We start from the raw sequence: 15,794 nt of genomic DNA, 5'->3' as shown, positions 1-15,794 counted from the left end.
AGTCCGCGCCGGATCGGCATCCACCGCCGCCGCGCCAGCGTCTTTGTCGACCCGCCGCCGGCATTGGTCACGGAGAAGCACCCGGTCGTCGCGCCAGGGGATGTGGGATGGATCGGCATCCGCCGACAGTGCCGGCCCAGTCGTCTCCGCCAGACGCGCCTGCCAATCTCCTCGCCGAGGCTCGCTTCGAGCCAGGATGCCAGCGCTTGTCAGTCCGGCTATGTCAAATCACCTGTGCTGATGACCGGCAGTCCGCCGTTCTCGCAGGCACGACCGCCGCGTTCGCGTACCTCGGCAAAACGCCGATCCCAAAGTCGATCGAGGTCCAGTGCCGCCTCTCGAGCCTGCCGATCGATGGACGTGCGAAGCGATTTCTGAATGCGCGAGAGGGGGAAACTATCGCGCAGGTCTGCAGGCACGCGACGGACGTACTGCCATGCGCCGCCCCGCTTGGTGAGATGATTCGAAATCGCCACTTCGACCGCATGTTGCACATGAAGTTATGAATCGGCCTGATAATCAGTCCACAGTAGGGAGTGGTAAGTGATTCATATCGCAAGGAAAGAATAGTCACTTCCAAAGGAATGGTACACCCAACAGGACGCGAACCTCGCCGCTTCATGCTCATGACAATCAATCGCTTCTACCAACTGGAGCGATTTCCGACTCTCTGGGATTCCCAGAGACGCGAAACTCTGACTCTCTATGGCAAACGGAGGTTTGCCATGTCGTCTGCCATGAACGAGCATTTGAGCGAGATCAGCCTCATGGTCGATCCCGCCGCCCATGCCGTTCTCATCGTCGACAAGGCCGGCTGGCATACCACGCCGAAGCTGAAGGTGCCGGACAACATCACCCTGATGTTCCTGCCCTCAAAGGCGCCCGAATTGAACCCGCAGGAAAACATCTGGCAGTTCGTGCGCGAGAACTGGCTCTCGAACCGCATCTTCCTCGACGACCAAGACATCCTCACCCATTGCTGCCATGCCTGGAACACGCTCGTCGAGCAGCCATGGATTATCATCTCAATCGGAATGCGGGAATGGGCGCATGGGGTCTGATCAGCACCCGTTGGTATTAATGGTCGTCGAGTGCTCGTCTATGGTTTGGCGAAGCCGGTCGTTGGCTTTACTGAGCGAGATGACCGAGATCACCTTCGCGAAGTACGTATTGGTCGCGGATCGCGGCTGGAGCTTGAGCTCCTTCGGGCACGATTCCTTAGGAGTTTCGGCGATATCGAGCCACGAGCTACTCGAACTGCATGATCCAAGGAACCCGGGCTTGTAGAGGTCCGACAGTGACACGCTCGCCCCGCACCGATAGCTGATGGAGATATCAGCCGGATCGGACGTCACGCCGCGTTCCATCCAGAATAACGGCTTGCGGCAGCTCGTCTCGCCACCGCGGTGGAAAACGAAGCACCAGTCGATATCCTGCAAATGTCCCGTCGAGCATGCGGCAACGAAGCGGATCGGATTGACGGCGAGCTTCTTCTTGCCTAGCTTGAAGGTGAGCTTGCCGGCCACGGTACGATCGAGTTTCTCAAAGCGCACCATGCGGCGCCAGGTCTAGCCTTTGCGGGCCTCCGCACCCGCGGCATCATCGTCGTCCGCCGCTTCCTCGCCGTCCACAGTGAACCAGATGGGAAATATTCTGACGCCGATGCCGGGGGCGAGTTCACCACGGAAACGAACTCCCCGCTGGATGAAACGTGGGGGCAACTTCGTCTTCAAGTCCTCATGATCAAGTCCGTGCGGCCTCGAAGACCGCCCAGGCTTTTTCGAATGTAGCGAAATCAAAATTGGGCCGACGGGCTGGATCCAGTACGATCTTTTCCGTGGCCAACAGCTTGTCGATCGCGGCGGCGAGATGGGGGAGGGTGTCTGGCGGGATGACGAGGGCGCCATGGCGGTCGGCATGGACGAGATCGCCGTCCTCAATGGTCAGGCCGAACACGGTCACCGGCGTTGCGATCTCGCGGACGTGGACGAAGCCGTGGCTCGGACCGATCGAGCCGGCAATGACGGGGTAGTCGTCGGGCAGATCGCCGAGATCGCGCATCACGCCATTGGTGAGAGTGCCCTTCAGCCCGAAGCCCTTGTGGATGGTGGTGTTGATCTCGCCCCAATAGGCGCCGATGCAATGGGGCCAGTCGACGTCCTCGACGACGGCGAGGCTCGGGCTCGGCGCCTCGGCCATGTGGCGGTAATAGTCCATGCGCCGTTTGCGAATGACGGCGGGCTCTTCGTTCGAGGGCTCGAGAGCGGCGATCTTGGCGGTTCGGGCAAAGCCGACGATCGCCTTGGCGTTCGGATCGGAGGCGAGCATTGTGCCCCGCGTAAAGGCGGAAAAGCCGCGCTTGCCTTGGGCCACTTCGATCGCATTGCAGACGGTGGGCGTGTCGACGCGGCGAAGCCGTGTCAAAAGGTCGGTGTCGATCATGATGGCTCCAGCCAGCGGCTGAGCGCCGCGTTGGTCTCGTTGGGGCGTTCGAGGGTGAGGATATGACCGGCGCCTTTCAGGACGACGAGCTCGGAGCCGGCGATGAGTGAATGCATCAGTTGATGCCGCTCGATCGGGCAGAGGCGGTCGCCGTCCCCGCAGAGGATGAGGGCGGGGAGCTTTGCGTGGCTCAGGGTCTCCTGCTGATCGGGCCGGGTCTGCAAGGCGCGCGACTGGCGCTCGAAGGCTTGAGCGCCGACGCGTTTAGCCATGTCGAGGCAAAGGAGGCGAAGGGGATGGTCGGCCCCCCAGCCCGCCTTATCGGTGGCGGCGGGGTAATTCGCCAGCATGGCCTCGTTCATGACGGCTTCGAGCTCGCCCTTCAGTACCCGCGCGATCTGTGGCTCCCGCCGGTCTTGGATCTCCTGGGCCTCGGCGCGCGGGTTGGTCGCGATCAAGGCGATCCGCTCGACGCGTTCGGGCGCCTGGCGCAGGACCTCCATCGCGACGATGCCGCCCATGGAAAGGCCGGCCAGGGCAAAGCGAGGCGGCGCGTTGGCCAGGACGTCGGAGGCCAGCGCCTCGACCTTGTCGTGAGCGGAGAGAGGGGCGAGATGGACGCAACGCTCGCCCGAGAACGCCTCGATCTGCGGGGCGAACAGACGGGCGTCGCACATCATGCCGGGCAGAAGGATGAGCGGCGTCATTCGCCACCCCGGCTGCTCTCGGAAAGACGTCTCAGGCGCATCGCCATCACGCGGCCCTTGCCGTCCAGGTCGCGCCGGCAGGATCGTCGGTGTTGGTGATGCGATAGAGGCTCGCCTCGCCGGTCATGGAGGGGGTGAGACTATGGGACAGCCCTGGGGGCACGGCGCATGTGTCGCCCGGCGCGAGCACCGTGGTGCTGCCATCCCATGACAGGCGCCAATGCCCGTGGACCGGCATCAACACCTCGTGGCGATCCGTCGTATAAGCGGATTCCGGGATCGATCCGCGCGTCAGAAGCTCGACATCGAAGCCGGGCTTGTCCTTCAAAATGGCGTCGGAGCCGATGACCTTGGCCGGCGCCTTCTGGGCGAGCGCCATCAGATCCCAATAACGCGCGACATAATGGGGAACGACGTCCTGGGCCGTCGGCTCTGGGAAGGCCTTCAGCTCGGTCTCGTTCAGAACGGGCATCGGTCTGACGCCTACAGGCAGCGTCTGGCCCTTCTTGGTGTCGTAGAGCTTGCCGTTTTCGCCGAGGACGAGGCCATGATCTCTGGCATCCTCGATCACCTGCGGCGCCCAGATGACGCCGCCGCCGGCATCGTCGCCGCCGAGGATCGCCATGATCATCCCATAGTCGGTGCCGATATTCTCGAAACCGCGAAAGATGCCGGTCGGGATGTTGAAGATGTCGCCTTCCTCGAGCACCACCTCGCCCGCCGTGCCATAGCGGCCCCAGAAGAAGCGCCAGCGGCCCTTCAGAACGAAGAACACCTCGGCCGTGCGGTGGGAGTGCAGCGAATTGCGACATCTGGGCGGCTGGCCGGCGGCGCCGATATTGAAGCCCGGCGTCTCCTTGATATGGACATGCTGGTCGGGGCTCTCGGACACGCCGCCGCCGATGATCGTGAAGTTCTCCTTCTGGTTCGATCCCGGCGTATGCGCGTCGATGAAGGCCGTCTTGCAGGGTTGCAATTCGCCATAGCGGACGATCCGCCGCTCCATCTCTTTAAGGGTCAAGGTCATCTTCATCTCACAAGGATTATGTTCGAGCGTTGCTGTCGGCGCCGAGCGGAAGGGCTCGCGTCAGCCGGTTTTGAGCAGGATCTGCTTCCAGATCGCAGTCTCGTCATAGAGGACGTATTCGCGGCGCAGGCCCCAGGGGCCAAATTCGGCATGGGCCGCCCCGAGCACATAGACATCGGCGCCCGTCGGCGGGCCGAAGTCACCCCAGCCATCATGCTTGCCCGAAAGGCTCCAGCGGATGGCGGCGCGTGGTGGCATCAGCGGGTCGTCTCGGCCGATGCGATGTTCGATCGTAAAGGTCGCGGACGGAAAGCTCGCCCGAAGGCCGATCCAGAAGCGGTCTGCGGCCTCGCGCCCATGGGCCGTCACGCCGCCCGGATATTGCAATTGGCAGGCTCGGTCGTATTCGGACGGGATCACGCCGAGATCAGCCTTCATGATGCGATCGAGCGTTTCGCCGTAGCGCTGGCCCCATTCGTTTTCATTGCCTTTGCCGAGATAGGGGCCCGGGCGATCGGTCTCGGGGCTGAGCGGGCGCTTGCAGACCTCCGGTCCGCCCTCGCGGGCGATCAGATCGCGCGCATAGGCCTTTGGGTCGAGGCCCATCTGCCGGACGATCGCGCCCTGATCGCGGATCAGCCATTCATCGTTGATCTGGTTGTCGATCGCATGGCAGTCGGCGATGATCCGATAGGTCAGCTTTCGCCCCGAAGCCTTGCCATAGACCCCGTCGCCGAGATGGGTCGCGGTCGAAAGCAGCCTGTGGGAGGAGAGCATTCCCTCTTCCGGCGTGCCGGACCAGATCACGTCCTCGCCGAGAAGCGTGCGATCGGGAAATTCGGCGAGCGTGGCCAATGTCGCGGCGATGACGTCCTGATTTCCCATGGCGACGGAAGCCGGTGAGCGAACCACGATGTCGGGGGCGTAATAGTGGTGCAGCGTCGCGATGCCCCGATCTTCCCAGATCTCCTTGGTGATCGAGATGATGTAATCGGGAAAATCGCGGAATTTCGGGTCAAAGCCCTTCATGATGCCCATCCTTCAGGCTTGCGCGCGGATTTGCGCACGATCAGCGGCGCTTCGAGCGCGATCTGCTTGGCGTCCGCCCCCGGATTCTCGATCAGTTCGAGAAGGGCGCTGACGGTTTCCTCGACCATGCGGTTGGCGCGCTGGCGAACCGTGGTGAGGGAATAGGCGGGCCAGGCGGCCGGCGGAACGTCGTCGAAGCCGACGACGGAGACGTCATCCGGCACCGAAAGTCCCAATTCGAAGCGCAGAACGTCCATGACGAAGAAGGCCATGTGGTCGTTGGCGACGAAGACGGCGTCCGGCCTCCCGGGCCGATCGAACATGCGCCGGGCGGCCTCGCGGGCGGTCTCCGGCTCGAAATTGCCGAGTTCGCGGGCATAAAGTTCACGGCCTGCGGCCGCGAGCCCTTCGCGAAATCCGGCCTCGCGATCGCGCTGGGTGGACGCGCCTTCCCAGCCGGCGATATGGGCGATGCGTTCATGGCCTGCCGCAATCAGAAAGTCTGCGAGCGCACGTGCGCCCGCGACATTATCGGAGCCGATGGCGGTCAGCGAGGGATCGTCCTGTCGGCGGTTGAAGAGGACGACTGGCACGCCAGCGGCCTGGCAGCGTGTGGAGAGTTCCGAGGAAAGCGCGGCCGAGGCCATGATGATGCCGTCGACCTGATAGTCCAGGATCTCGGCGAGGACGTCGTCGATATTGCCGGCGGTCTGGGAGGCCATGAAGACGAGGACGTGATAGCCCTCGGCCTGGAGCGCGGTGGAGAGCTTTTCCAATGCTTCCGGATAGAAATAGTTCTCCAGATAGGCGACCACGAGGCCGATCATGCGGCTGCGGCCGGTGATCAGCGAGCGGGCGAGGATGTTGGGCCGATAGCCGAGCGTCTTGGCGGCTTCGCGCACCTTCTCGGCGGTCTTCTTCGACACTGACGATCCGGGCGTGAAATATCGCGAGACGGCCGATTGGCTGACGCCGGCAAGTCTCGCAACGTCGACGGATGTAACCTTGTCCTGCGCCATCAGTGGGCTGTCCAACCTCCATCGACCAGAAGCGAAGTGCCCGTCACCATGGCCGAGGCATCGCTCGCCAGATAAACGGCCGCGCCCATGATGTCGGCGATCTCGGCGGCCCGGCCGAGCTTAATATTTTCCTCGATCCAGGCGCGCCGGGCGGGATCGGCAAAGCTTGCTTGCGTCAGTTCCGTTCTCACAAAGGTCGGCGCGATCGTGTTGACGCGGATGCGATGCGGGCCCCATTCGATCGCGAGTGCCTTGGTGAAGCCCTCGACGGCGAACTTGGTCGCGCAATAGACCGCGCGATCGATGCCGCCCACATGGCCCATCTGCGAGGAGATGTTGATCAGCGATCCCGGACGGCCGGCCGCGATCAGCCCCTTGGCGACAGTCTGGGTCAGGAAATAGGCGCCCTTCAGATTTATGGACGAGACCCGGTCGAAATCCTCGACGGTGGTCTCGCTCGCCGGACCGTGGCGGGCAAGGCCGGCGCTGTTGACGAGACAGTCGAACGGCCCGGTCTTTGCGAGCTCTGCGCGAACCGCCTCGACATCGGCGACGTCGAGCCGCATGGCTTCGGCCTGATGGCCTTCGGCACGAAGCGCCGCGACGGCCGCTTCGAGCTTGTCCACCCGGCGAGCGGCGAGAACGACCGAGGCGCCGGCCTGTGCAAGCGCGGTGGCGCAACCAAGGCCGATCCCGGACGAAGCGCCGGTCACCAATGCGCGGCGACCCTCGAGCCGGAAGGAGGGCGTGCGAGGCAATTCACTCATAAGAGGGCCTTTCCGGTCTCAGGGTCGAAGCCGTAGCGGGCTTTGTTGCCCTCGCGCATCCGCGCAAAGACGTCGACGCCGAGCTGATCGAAGAGGTGGAGCAGATCGACCAGAACCCAATTCTCGCGGATCTGCCCTTTCTCCACCCGCCAGAAATCGAGACTTCGCAGCGTCACGAGCTGGTTTGCGGGCGCTATCCCCAGCCAGCCGTCCTGGCTGATCGTCTGCATCATGTTCGGCCAGCCGGTAACGGCGGCGTAGTTGCGATCGCCAAAGAAGTTATGGGTGACCTGACCGGGATATTGGCCGCGATCGGGCATGGCGTTCAGAAACGGAATCTGGTGCCTGTGGCGAAAGCCCTGAATGCCGCGCGCCGTGCCGATCCCGGCCGGGCCGTACCAGCTCATCCGCTCGTGCCAGAAGCGCGGCATCTCCATCACCTCCGGCCCGCCAAGCGCCGGGTGGCGGATCATATGGTCCAGCATGGCGACGATATGGGCGCAGGTCGCTTGCCCCGCCGCTTCGTCATGGGGGCCGGGGACGATGCCGTCCTGGGTCGCGGGGCCCGGCACATGCCATTCGAGGCCGAGACTCGGCGCCATCGGCCAGGCGCCGGCCTGCATCATCACTTCCGGAATGTCCCAGATCGCCTGGATTTCGACGACCTGTCCCTCCGCGATGCGGAAGAATTCGTGAAACCGCATGTGAAAGTGCTGGCGCGTCGGTGGAATGTCCATCCAGGCGGAGGTGAAGCGCCCGGCATAGCTCCCGGCGCAGCCGACCCAGTCCGAACCGTCCTCGCTCGGCCCCGCCATCACGATATAATCCCGCCGTTCGAGATCGGGCACGGCGGCGAAGAGCGGCGCATAGGCGGTGTCGTAGAAGGCATCAGGACCGCTGAGGTCGCCGAGCGGATGGCATAGACGCACCAGAGCCTCAGGCGCGAGCGCGCGGGCGAGCGCTGCCCGAACGCCCTCTTGCGAGAAGTCGACCATCGCCGCGCGAAGCGGGGCGATCAGCGCCTTGTGGGCCGTATGGCGATCTTGGCTCACCCGATCACTCCGCCGCCGCTCGAGCCGGCGCGCCTTCGCCATAGGGGACGTTCACACCGCCATAGCGACGCACGCGAAGATTGCATTGCTCGGCGTGGCCGACAAAGCCTTCCAGCATGCAGAGCCGCGAGCCATAGGCGCCGATCTCGGCGGCCGCCTCGTCGGTTAGGACCTTCTGATAGCTATGCGTCTTCAGGAATTTGCCGACCCAGAGACCGCCCGTATAGCGGCCCGCCTTCTTCGTCGGCAGGGTATGGTTGGTCCCGATGACCTTGTCGCCATTGGCGACATTGGTGCGCGGTCCGAGAAACAGCGCGCCATAGGAGTGCATCTTCTCCAGAAACCAGTCGTCGCGATCGGTCATGACCTGCACATGTTCCGAGGCGATGTCGTTGGCGACGTCCAACATCTCCTCATAGCTGTCGCAGAGAATGACCTCGCCGTAATCCTCCCAGCTCTTGGCCGCCGTCTCGCGGGTGGGCAGGATGGTGAGGATGCGCTCGATCTCTTCGAGCGTGGCTTCGGCAAGTCTGCGTGACCGGGTGACGAGGACGGCCGGAGAATTGTAGCCATGCTCGGCCTGTCCGAGGAGATCGGTGGCGCACATTTCCGCATCCACCGTGTCGTCGGCGATCACCATCGTTTCCGTCGGTCCGGCAAAGAGATCGATGCCGACGCGGCCGAAGAGCTGGCGCTTGGCCTCCGCCACGAAAGCGTTGCCGGGGCCGACGAGCATATGGACCGGGTCGATCGTCTCTGTGCCGAGAGCCATGGCCCCGATCGCCTGGATGCCGCCGAGAACGTAGATTTCATGGGCGCCGCCAAGATGCATGGCGGCAATGACGCCGGGATTGGGCTCGCCCCTGAAAGGCGGCGTGGCGGCAACGATGCGCGGCACGCCGGCAACGCTCGCCGTCGCGACGGACATGTGGGCGGAGGCGACCATCGGGAACTTGCCGCCCGGCACGTAACAGCCGACCGACTGCACCGGGATCGTCTTATGGCCGAGGACGACACCGGGGAGCGTTTCGATCTCGATGTCGGTGATCGAGGCGCGCTGAGCGGCGGCAAAGCGCTTCACCTGCTCCTGGGCAAAGCGGATATCGGCGAGTTCGCGCGCCGACAACTTCCCGATCAGGCTTTCGATTTCGCTCTCGGACAGGCGGAAATCTTGAGGCGCGTAGCGGTCGAACTTTTCGGAGAGTTCGCGAACGGCCTGGTCGCCCCGTGTTTCGATGTCCTTCAGCGTCGCCTCCACGACCCCGCGAACCTTGGCGTCATCCTCGGATCGCTCGGCCTCGGGCTTGCCCCGCTTCAGATAGGTGATGGCCATTTCATCCCTCGTCGATGTTTCATTATTGTTCGTTTGATTGTTGGCTATCGGGACGCGGCGGTTGCCTTTCGCCCCGATCGAAGGCCTCCCAGCCCTCGCCGGAAAAGACGTCAACGCCGAGCTGGGCGAGCACATGGGCGAAATCGACATTCACCCAATTGTCGACGATCTTGCCGTCCTCGACCTTCCAGAAATCCATGTAGCGGATTTCGACGCGCTTACCGGTCGGCGCGACGCCCATGAAGGGGCCTGAGTGGGTGGCCTCCTGGCGGCCGAAGGCGGCGGCCCATTCGCCCATGAAGAGCCGGGCCTCGTCGATGCAGACCTTGTCGGAAAAGGCGGCCTGGAACGGGCGCTGCCAATTGTCCTGAAACTCGCGCAGACCGGTCTTGCACCCGCAGCCCTGATTGCCCGTCCAGCGGAAATCGGCATGGAAGAATTCGCCGATATCGGCGATCCGATGGTCATTGAGACCGTCCACCATCCCCTCGATGACACGCCGTGTCGCGTCGGTCTTCGACAGGTCGGTGTCACGGGTCAGAACCGCTTGTTCGGGACGCATGCCCTTCATGGCGTTCAGCTTTCCGATCGAGGGGTCAGGCGCCGATCCGCTCGCCGGTATCCCGGTCGAACAGATGGCAGATGGAGGCGGGAACGGAAGCGCCGAATATGTCGCCGATCTCGGCCGAGAAGCTCTTCGGCACCTTGACCGCGACAAGCGCGCCGCCGGCATGGACGCTCACCATTGAGGCTTCGCCCAAAAGTTCGAGCGAAAAGATCGGCGCCGAAATCTCGCCGCCGCTCGTAACGGGCGTCGCGTCCTCGGCGCGGAAGCCGAGGGTCACCGGCCCCGTCACCGTCTTGCTCAAGCCCTCGATGCGAACGCCCTTACCGGTGAAGACGCCGTTCTCGATCGTTCCGTTCATCAGATTCATCGCCGGCGAGCCGATAAAGCTCGCGACGAACGTGTTGGCGGGCCGGTCATAGATCTGAAGGGGCGTGCCGACCTGCTGAACGACGCCCTTGTTCATCACCACGACGCGGTCGGCGAGCGTCATCGCCTCGATCTGGTCATGGGTGACGTAGATCGTCGTGGTGCGCAGTTCGTGGTGGAGGTTCTTGATCTGCGCGCGGGTCGAGACGCGCAGCTTGGCGTCGAGATTGGACAAGGGTTCGTCCATCAGAAAGACCGTCGGCTTGCGCACGATGGCGCGGGCGAGCGCCACGCGCTGGCGCTGGCCGCCGGACAGCTCGGCGGGTCTGCGATCCAGGAAATCGGTAAGCTCGACCATCTCGGCGGCCCGCATGACCCGCTCGTGATGCTCGTCCTTCGGGATGCGCCGGACCTTCAGCGGAAAGCGGATGTTTTCGTAGACGCTCATGGTCGGGTAGAGCCCGTAGCTCTGAAACACCATCGCGATGTCGCGATCTTTCGGTTCGAGCTTGTTGACGACCCGATCGCCGATCCAGATCTCGCCGCCGGACACCTCTTCGAGGCCGGCGATCATCCGCATCGTCGTCGACTTGCCGCAACCCGACGGTCCGAGCAGGACGAGGAATTCCTCGTCGGGGATGGAGAGGTGGAAGTCGTCGACGGCGATGAAATTGCCCCAGCGCTTCGACACGTTCTTGAGCTGCATTTCGGCCATGGCGGACTATCCCTTGACGGCGCCGGCGGTCAGCCCGCTGACGATCTGGCGCTGGAAGAAGAGGACGAGGATGAAGAGCGGAACGGTCGCCGACACGACGGCCGAGACGGCGTACATGACATTGCCCTGGACCTGGGTCGTGCCGAGGAAGCTGGCGATCTTCGGCACCATGGTCTGGTTCTCCTGCGTCAGGAGGGTCGCGGTGACGGCGAAGTCGTTATAGGCGAGGAGGAAGGAGAACAGGCCGGTGGTGATCACGCCGGGCCACATGACCGGGATGATCACCATGCGAAAGGCCTGGAAGCGCGAACAGCCGTCGACCATGGCGCTTTCGTCGAGATCCTTCGGGATGCTCTTGAAGAAGGAATGGAGCATCCAGAGCGTGAAGGGCTGATTGATCGCGACCAGAACGACGATCGAGGTCGCCAGATACCCCCAGATGTTGAGCTGGAAGAAGGGAAGGAGATAGCCCGAGACGAGAGTGATATGGGGCATGGCGCGGAAGATCAGCGCCGCGATGAGGATCCAGAACGCATAGCGGAAGGACGAGCGCGACAGCGCGTAGCCGCCAAGCGTGCCGAAGGTCAGCGAGATCACGACGACGAAAAAGGTGACGATGCCTGTGTTGATCGCCGAGCGCCAGAAATCGTTGAGTACCCAGGCGCCGTAATAGCCCTGGCCGGTAAAGGCGCTTCCCGTCTCGGCGATCGTTCGCGTGCCCGACAGCGCGTTCATCCAGTCCTGGCGGGAGAAGAAGTCCCCTTGCACCTTGAAGGACCCCCAGAGGGTCCAGAGGAAGGGAAACGCCGCCAGTAAGAGCCACAGAACGATGAAGGCCGTTGAGAGAATGGCGAGGATGGGCGCCTTGCGCGAGGTTTGGGCGGTCATGGCGTTATCCCTTCCTGGTGAAGTCGCGCCAGGTGCGGATCAGCACCGGGGTCAGCAGGATCGACACGCCGATGAGCGTGAGCGTCGAGGTCGCGGCGGCCGAGCCGAACAAGGGGGTGCCGGCGCCGCGCAGATCGTTGAAGATGATCCAGGAGAGTGAGGTGGCATTGGCCTCGGCGTTGAAGCCGACGATCGGCTCGAAAACCCGGAAATTGTCCATGAGCTGGATCAGACCGACAAAGACCAGGAGCGGCGAGAGATGCGGCAGCGTCACGAAGCGCACCCGCTCGAAGGTGCTGGCGCCGTCGATCATCGCCGATTCCATTGTGTCCTTCGGAACGGTCTGGAGGCCGGCATAGAAGACGACGAAGGCAAAGGGCGTCGAATGCCAGATGCCGTAGACGAAAAGGGTGATCCAGGTGAGGGGCGCCGAAGCCTTGAGCGAGAGGGCCGGATCGTTGGCGAGCGCCTGGATTGTTGCGCCGATCACGCCGTTGGAATCGATCATCCAGAAGAGGACCAGCGAGCCGATCAGCGGCGTGATGATCATCGGCAGGAGCGAGACGAAGATCACCGGCCCCTTCAGAAGGCTCGGAAGCATGTTGACGGCAAGGGCGATCAGGAAGCCCAGAACAATGACGAAGGGCGTCACGACGGCGGTGTAGGCGAGGGTGAAGCTCAGCGCGCGATAGAAGGGCAGCGACAGGATTTCGCCGGCAAATTCAGCTATGTCCGGCGCATTGGCCCAGGCGGCCCCGATCTCGTCAAAGGCGAGATGGTTCCGGTTGGTATAGGTGGCCAGTCCGTTGAAGCGCCCGAGCGGCTCTTCGCGCTGAAGCTCGGCGGTGGCCGCCGCGTCGACGCGAACCTCTTTCGAGCAACCGAAGGGTCCGCAATTCTCGACCTCGACGAGGACGCGATCATGCTCGACATAAAGCGACTGGACGACGATCGAGACGATCGGCAGGGCGATGAAGACGAGCATAGCCAGCGCGGACGGCAGGATGAACCAGAAGAAAGTGCGGTGCGGCATCGTGGCTTCCTGGAGCTTTGAGCTTGAGGCGAGTTTTGACGAGGGTGGCCGGCAGGATAGCCGGACCCGCAACCAAGCCCATGCGGCGCTCGAGTGTCCTGAAGGGAACCTCTGCGCGAAGCGATCCGACGGCTCTCGCGCCGAGGCCGTGGCGGCTAAGTCCCGCTCACGGCGGAGGAGGCTTCGCGCCTAGAGGAAGCCCTTTTCGCGGGCGGCCGCGCTATAGGCGGCTTCCGTGTCGGCGAGCGCCTTCGCGGCGTCTTCCTCGCCCTTCATGAAGTCGACGATCTCGGCGCCGAGAGCCGTGTGGAGAAGCCCCATATAGGGCACCATCGGATAGGGCTTCGCCCCTTGGTTCATGGAGTCCAGAACGCCAATCGCGCCGGGGCCGGGCTCGTAGCCGTCAATCAGCCAGACGGCTGCGTCCGGGTTCGCATTGGCCATTTCGGCGGATGCGCCATGATCGAGGGCGATGAAGGTCGCCTTCGCATCCGCTTCGCTGATATTCTTGGCAACCGTGTAGCCGTCCCACCAGAGCGTCGTGGCAGGGATCGTTCCGCCGCCGACGGTGGGGGCCGCAGCGACCTTGATGGAACCGGCGATTTCGGGCGTCGAGCCTTCGTCGTCGACGACCGCGCCATAGCGCGAGCCCCAGAAATTCGCGATCGCCGCGCTGCCGGATTCCAATTCCGCCTGTACGGAATTGGAATCGAAGGTGAGATAATCGGGGTTCATATAGGCGCTGAGAGACTTCATCATCTCGAGCGCAGCGACACCCTTTTCATTGTCGATCGCCGGCTTCGCCGAGCCCGGCTCGAAGAATTCGCCGCCCATGCCGAGATACATGTTGACGAATTCTTCGGCGAGGTTCCAGCCGGCCTTGTAGGTGCCTGTCAAAGGATAGGCCATCAAGCTTTTGTCCTTGATGGCCTTGGCGGCGGCCAGAACATCCTCATAGGTCTTCGGAGGCTCGATGCCCGCTTCTTTCAGAATGTCCTCGCGAAAAAAGAGATGCTGGGCGTTCGCGTCGAAAGCGATCACCATGACATCGTCGCCGATCTTGATCTTCTGGCGCTCGGAAATGTTCTTGCCGTAGGTTTCGATATAGTCGTTGAGCGGCCGGATGAGGTCGTTGCTCAAGAGGGGCTGAAGCGAAGAATTGGCGACGAAATGCGAGGTGTATTCGGCCGGGTTCGCCGACAGCGCCGGGACGGCGAGGCTTTCATGCTCGGCCGTCTGGTTGGCCGTCACGGTGACACCGTCGCCCGCGCATTCCTTCGCCTTTTCGACGACGTCGTGAAGGGCCGGGAAGTCGTTCGACAGGACGCGCACCGACCCGCTTTCAATGCCACAGGCGGCGGACGCGACGCCGGTCGAAAGGCCAAGCGCACCCAGAGTGATCGCGGTCTTCCATGCGATTGTCATGCTGATCTCCTTGAAAAGGAAAGGGGGGTACGCGCGGCCGGGTTGACGCGGCTGCGCCAGAGTCGGGCCGCCCTTTGCGCCAGGCGGCCGGGAGGATCGAAGTGTTGGGGGCCGCGACACCTGTCTGGCGGCCTCTGATGCCCCTACGCTACCTCTTTTGCATACGAATGCAATAGCAAACTTGCATACGTATGCGTTTTTTGCGAAGCCTGCTGGACAGGACGATTTCGAGAAAGATCGAACGGTGACCACAATCCCCATCGAAACCCGGCGCAACGTCATGAGCCGTCTTGCCGCCCTTGTGGAAAGCCCAGCGGCCGATATTCCGGCAAAGCTTGCGGCGCTCTATGCCCCGGACGCCGTCTGGCGCGGCGCCCATCCGCTCAACGAGATGGCGGGGCTTGAAGCCATCGAGGAAACCGTGTGGGCGCCGTTGCTTCGCTCATTTCCCGATCTCGAGCGCCGGGACGTGATCTTTGTCGGGGGCTCATACGAGGGGCGCGATTACGTGGCTCAGATCGGCCATTATTGCGGAACGTTCCGTCGGGATTGGCTGACGATCCCGGCGACCGGCAGGCCGATCTATCTGCGCTATGGCGAAGTCCATCAGATCGAAGGCGGCCGGATCGTCCAAAGCAACTGCCTGTGGGACATTCTCGACGTGATGCGGCAGGCGGGCTTCTGGCCGCTCGCTCCGAGCCTTGGCACGGAAGGCCTATGGCCGGGGCCGATCACGGCCGACGGCATCGTCCTGACCGAAACGGACCCCGCGCAGTCGGCCACGAGCATCGCCCAGACGCTCGCCATGCATGGCAGCCTTGCCGAGCATGACGATCGCGCCTGCCTGACCCGCGAGTCCCTGATGACCATGCCGCAGAAGCATTACTGGCATCCGAAGATGATGTGGTACGGACCGGCCGGGATCGGCACGACGCGCGGCCTCCAAGGCTTTGTCGACTATCACCAATTGCCGTTCCGCAAAGCGCTCCAGCGGCCCCAGGGCAGTTTCGAAGAGGTGATGGCCGCGCGCAAGGCCCATGGGGCCGGCCATTACATCCGCATCGGCGATGGTCCCTATTCGGTGACCGGCGGCTGGCCGAGCGTCTATGCCATCCACAATGGCGACAATTTCCTCGGCCTGGGCCCGACAGGCCGCGAGGTCACGATGCGGGTGATGGATTTCTACCTCCACCACGAGGGCCTCATCCGCGAGAACTGGGTGCCCCTCGACATCCCCCATGTCCTGCTTCAATTGGGGGTCGACGTCTTCGAGCGGATGCAAAGCCATTTTGATCATCGCCCGTTCGCATAACACGCGCGCTCAGTCTCGCATGCCCGGGGGCTTCTCATCCGTCACGGCTCCTCCTCGAAGGAGCCACTGAACCCCCAGCTCGTGTCTCGGAAAACTCTACACCGCAGGACT

At 63.3% G+C, this 15,794-nt stretch carries 16 protein-coding genes and 1 pseudogene; 2 read left to right on the top strand and 15 right to left on the bottom strand.

Annotated elements, in window-relative coordinates:
- Nucleotides 1-218: 218 nt before the first annotated feature.
- Complete coding sequence (locus tag B9A15_RS23855) at nt 219-476, bottom strand: DUF6538 domain-containing protein (protein ID WP_425292962.1); 258 nt, start codon at nt 474-476, stop codon at nt 219-221.
- Nucleotides 477-734: 258 nt separating this feature from the next.
- Between B9A15_RS23855 and B9A15_RS13715 the strand changes: the two are divergent.
- A pseudogene (locus B9A15_RS13715) lies at nt 735-1,061 on the top strand (transposase); the annotation flags it as partial.
- Here the strand turns inward: B9A15_RS13715 and B9A15_RS13710 are convergent.
- From B9A15_RS13710 to B9A15_RS13640, 14 genes are all read right to left on the bottom strand, one after another.
- Entirely contained in the window at nt 1,062-1,556 is a 495-nt protein-coding gene (locus B9A15_RS13710; RefSeq protein ID WP_084410691.1) for a hypothetical protein, read from the bottom strand. It lies immediately after the preceding pseudogene.
- Nucleotides 1,557-1,743: 187 nt separating this feature from the next.
- Nucleotides 1,744-2,442, bottom strand: coding sequence for an RraA family protein (locus B9A15_RS13705; protein ID WP_084410689.1), 699 nt, complete (start codon nt 2,440-2,442; stop codon nt 1,744-1,746).
- The gene (locus B9A15_RS13700) at nt 2,439-3,149 is read right to left on the bottom strand and encodes an alpha/beta fold hydrolase (protein ID WP_084410687.1); all 711 of its coding nucleotides are present in this window, start codon (nt 3,147-3,149) and stop codon (nt 2,439-2,441) included. The genes B9A15_RS13705 and B9A15_RS13700 overlap by 4 nt, the downstream gene beginning before the upstream one ends.
- A gap of 46 nt (nt 3,150-3,195) precedes the next feature.
- Nucleotides 3,196-4,182, bottom strand: a complete 987-nt coding sequence (locus tag B9A15_RS13695) for a cupin domain-containing protein (protein ID WP_425292961.1) — start codon at nt 4,180-4,182, stop codon at nt 3,196-3,198.
- Between the two features lie 54 nt (nt 4,183-4,236).
- A complete protein-coding gene (locus tag B9A15_RS13690; protein WP_084410685.1) occupies nt 4,237-5,205 on the bottom strand; it encodes a nuclear transport factor 2 family protein in 969 nt (322 codons plus the stop codon).
- Nucleotides 5,202-6,224 (bottom strand): LacI family DNA-binding transcriptional regulator, encoded by a 1,023-nt coding sequence (locus B9A15_RS13685; protein ID WP_084410683.1) that lies wholly within the window; start codon nt 6,222-6,224, stop codon nt 5,202-5,204. Before B9A15_RS13685 ends, B9A15_RS13690 begins: the two co-directional genes overlap by 4 nt.
- Nucleotides 6,224-6,991 carry an SDR family NAD(P)-dependent oxidoreductase gene (locus B9A15_RS13680; protein WP_084410681.1) on the bottom strand — a complete coding sequence of 256 codons (768 nt, stop codon included), beginning with the start codon at nt 6,989-6,991 and terminating at the stop codon, nt 6,224-6,226. Before B9A15_RS13680 ends, B9A15_RS13685 begins: the two co-directional genes overlap by 1 nt.
- The gene (locus B9A15_RS13675) at nt 6,988-8,043 is read right to left on the bottom strand and encodes a nuclear transport factor 2 family protein (RefSeq protein WP_210190520.1); all 1,056 of its coding nucleotides are present in this window, start codon (nt 8,041-8,043) and stop codon (nt 6,988-6,990) included. Before B9A15_RS13675 ends, B9A15_RS13680 begins: the two co-directional genes overlap by 4 nt.
- Nucleotides 8,044-8,047: 4 nt before the next feature.
- Nucleotides 8,048-9,376, bottom strand: coding sequence for a histidinol dehydrogenase (gene hisD / locus B9A15_RS13670; RefSeq protein WP_084410679.1), 1,329 nt, complete (start codon nt 9,374-9,376; stop codon nt 8,048-8,050).
- Nucleotides 9,377-9,398: 22 nt separating this feature from the next.
- The gene (locus B9A15_RS13665; RefSeq protein ID WP_084410677.1) at nt 9,399-9,947 is read right to left on the bottom strand and encodes an ester cyclase; all 549 of its coding nucleotides are present in this window, start codon (nt 9,945-9,947) and stop codon (nt 9,399-9,401) included.
- 25 nt (nt 9,948-9,972) lie between these two features.
- A complete protein-coding gene (locus B9A15_RS13660; protein WP_084410675.1) occupies nt 9,973-11,025 on the bottom strand; it encodes an ABC transporter ATP-binding protein in 1,053 nt (350 codons plus the stop codon).
- A gap of 6 nt (nt 11,026-11,031) precedes the next feature.
- Nucleotides 11,032-11,913: a carbohydrate ABC transporter permease gene (locus B9A15_RS13655; protein ID WP_084410673.1), complete on the bottom strand. Its 882-nt coding sequence runs from the start codon at nt 11,911-11,913 to the stop codon at nt 11,032-11,034.
- Between the two features lie 4 nt (nt 11,914-11,917).
- Complete coding sequence (locus tag B9A15_RS13650) at nt 11,918-12,946, bottom strand: carbohydrate ABC transporter permease (protein ID WP_084410671.1); 1,029 nt, start codon at nt 12,944-12,946, stop codon at nt 11,918-11,920.
- Between the two features lie 189 nt (nt 12,947-13,135).
- Complete coding sequence (locus B9A15_RS13640) at nt 13,136-14,371, bottom strand: ABC transporter substrate-binding protein (RefSeq protein ID WP_084410667.1); 1,236 nt, start codon at nt 14,369-14,371, stop codon at nt 13,136-13,138.
- Nucleotides 14,372-14,615: 244 nt separating this feature from the next.
- Between B9A15_RS13640 and B9A15_RS13635 the strand changes: the two genes are divergently transcribed.
- On the top strand, nt 14,616-15,683 hold the full coding sequence (locus tag B9A15_RS13635) for a nuclear transport factor 2 family protein (RefSeq protein ID WP_244556952.1): 1,068 nt from the start codon (nt 14,616-14,618) through the stop codon (nt 15,681-15,683).
- Nucleotides 15,684-15,794: the final 111 nt, after the last annotated feature.

The organism is Fulvimarina manganoxydans, from assembly GCF_900176465.1.
Classification (GTDB): domain Bacteria; phylum Pseudomonadota; class Alphaproteobacteria; order Rhizobiales; family Rhizobiaceae; genus Fulvimarina; species Fulvimarina manganoxydans.
The sequence above is the reverse complement of the archived record's forward strand: the minus strand, read 5'-3'. Positions and strand labels throughout refer to the sequence as shown.

Excerpts from the sequence above, each read along its gene's own strand:
- B9A15_RS13710 (WP_084410691.1), bottom strand. The coding sequence starts at position 1,556 with ATGGTGCGCTTTGAGAAACTCGATCGTACCGTGGCCGGCAAGCTCACC.
- B9A15_RS13705 (WP_084410689.1), bottom strand. The coding sequence starts at position 2,442 with ATGATCGACACCGACCTTTTGACACGGCTTCGCCGCGTCGACACGCCC.
- B9A15_RS13700 (WP_084410687.1), bottom strand. The coding sequence starts at position 3,149 with ATGACGCCGCTCATCCTTCTGCCCGGCATGATGTGCGACGCCCGTCTG.
- B9A15_RS13695 (WP_425292961.1), bottom strand. The coding sequence starts at position 4,182 with ATGAAGATGACCTTGACCCTTAAAGAGATGGAGCGGCGGATCGTCCGC.
- B9A15_RS13690 (WP_084410685.1), bottom strand. The coding sequence starts at position 5,205 with ATGAAGGGCTTTGACCCGAAATTCCGCGATTTTCCCGATTACATCATC.
- B9A15_RS13685 (WP_084410683.1), bottom strand. The coding sequence starts at position 6,224 with ATGGCGCAGGACAAGGTTACATCCGTCGACGTTGCGAGACTTGCCGGC.
- B9A15_RS13680 (WP_084410681.1), bottom strand. The coding sequence starts at position 6,991 with ATGAGTGAATTGCCTCGCACGCCCTCCTTCCGGCTCGAGGGTCGCCGC.
- hisD (WP_084410679.1), bottom strand. The coding sequence starts at position 9,376 with ATGGCCATCACCTATCTGAAGCGGGGCAAGCCCGAGGCCGAGCGATCC.
- B9A15_RS13665 (WP_084410677.1), bottom strand. The coding sequence starts at position 9,947 with ATGAAGGGCATGCGTCCCGAACAAGCGGTTCTGACCCGTGACACCGAC.
- B9A15_RS13660 (WP_084410675.1), bottom strand. The coding sequence starts at position 11,025 with ATGGCCGAAATGCAGCTCAAGAACGTGTCGAAGCGCTGGGGCAATTTC.
- B9A15_RS13655 (WP_084410673.1), bottom strand. The coding sequence starts at position 11,913 with ATGACCGCCCAAACCTCGCGCAAGGCGCCCATCCTCGCCATTCTCTCA.
- B9A15_RS13650 (WP_084410671.1), bottom strand. The coding sequence starts at position 12,946 with ATGCCGCACCGCACTTTCTTCTGGTTCATCCTGCCGTCCGCGCTGGCT.
- B9A15_RS13640 (WP_084410667.1), bottom strand. The coding sequence starts at position 14,371 with ATGACAATCGCATGGAAGACCGCGATCACTCTGGGTGCGCTTGGCCTT.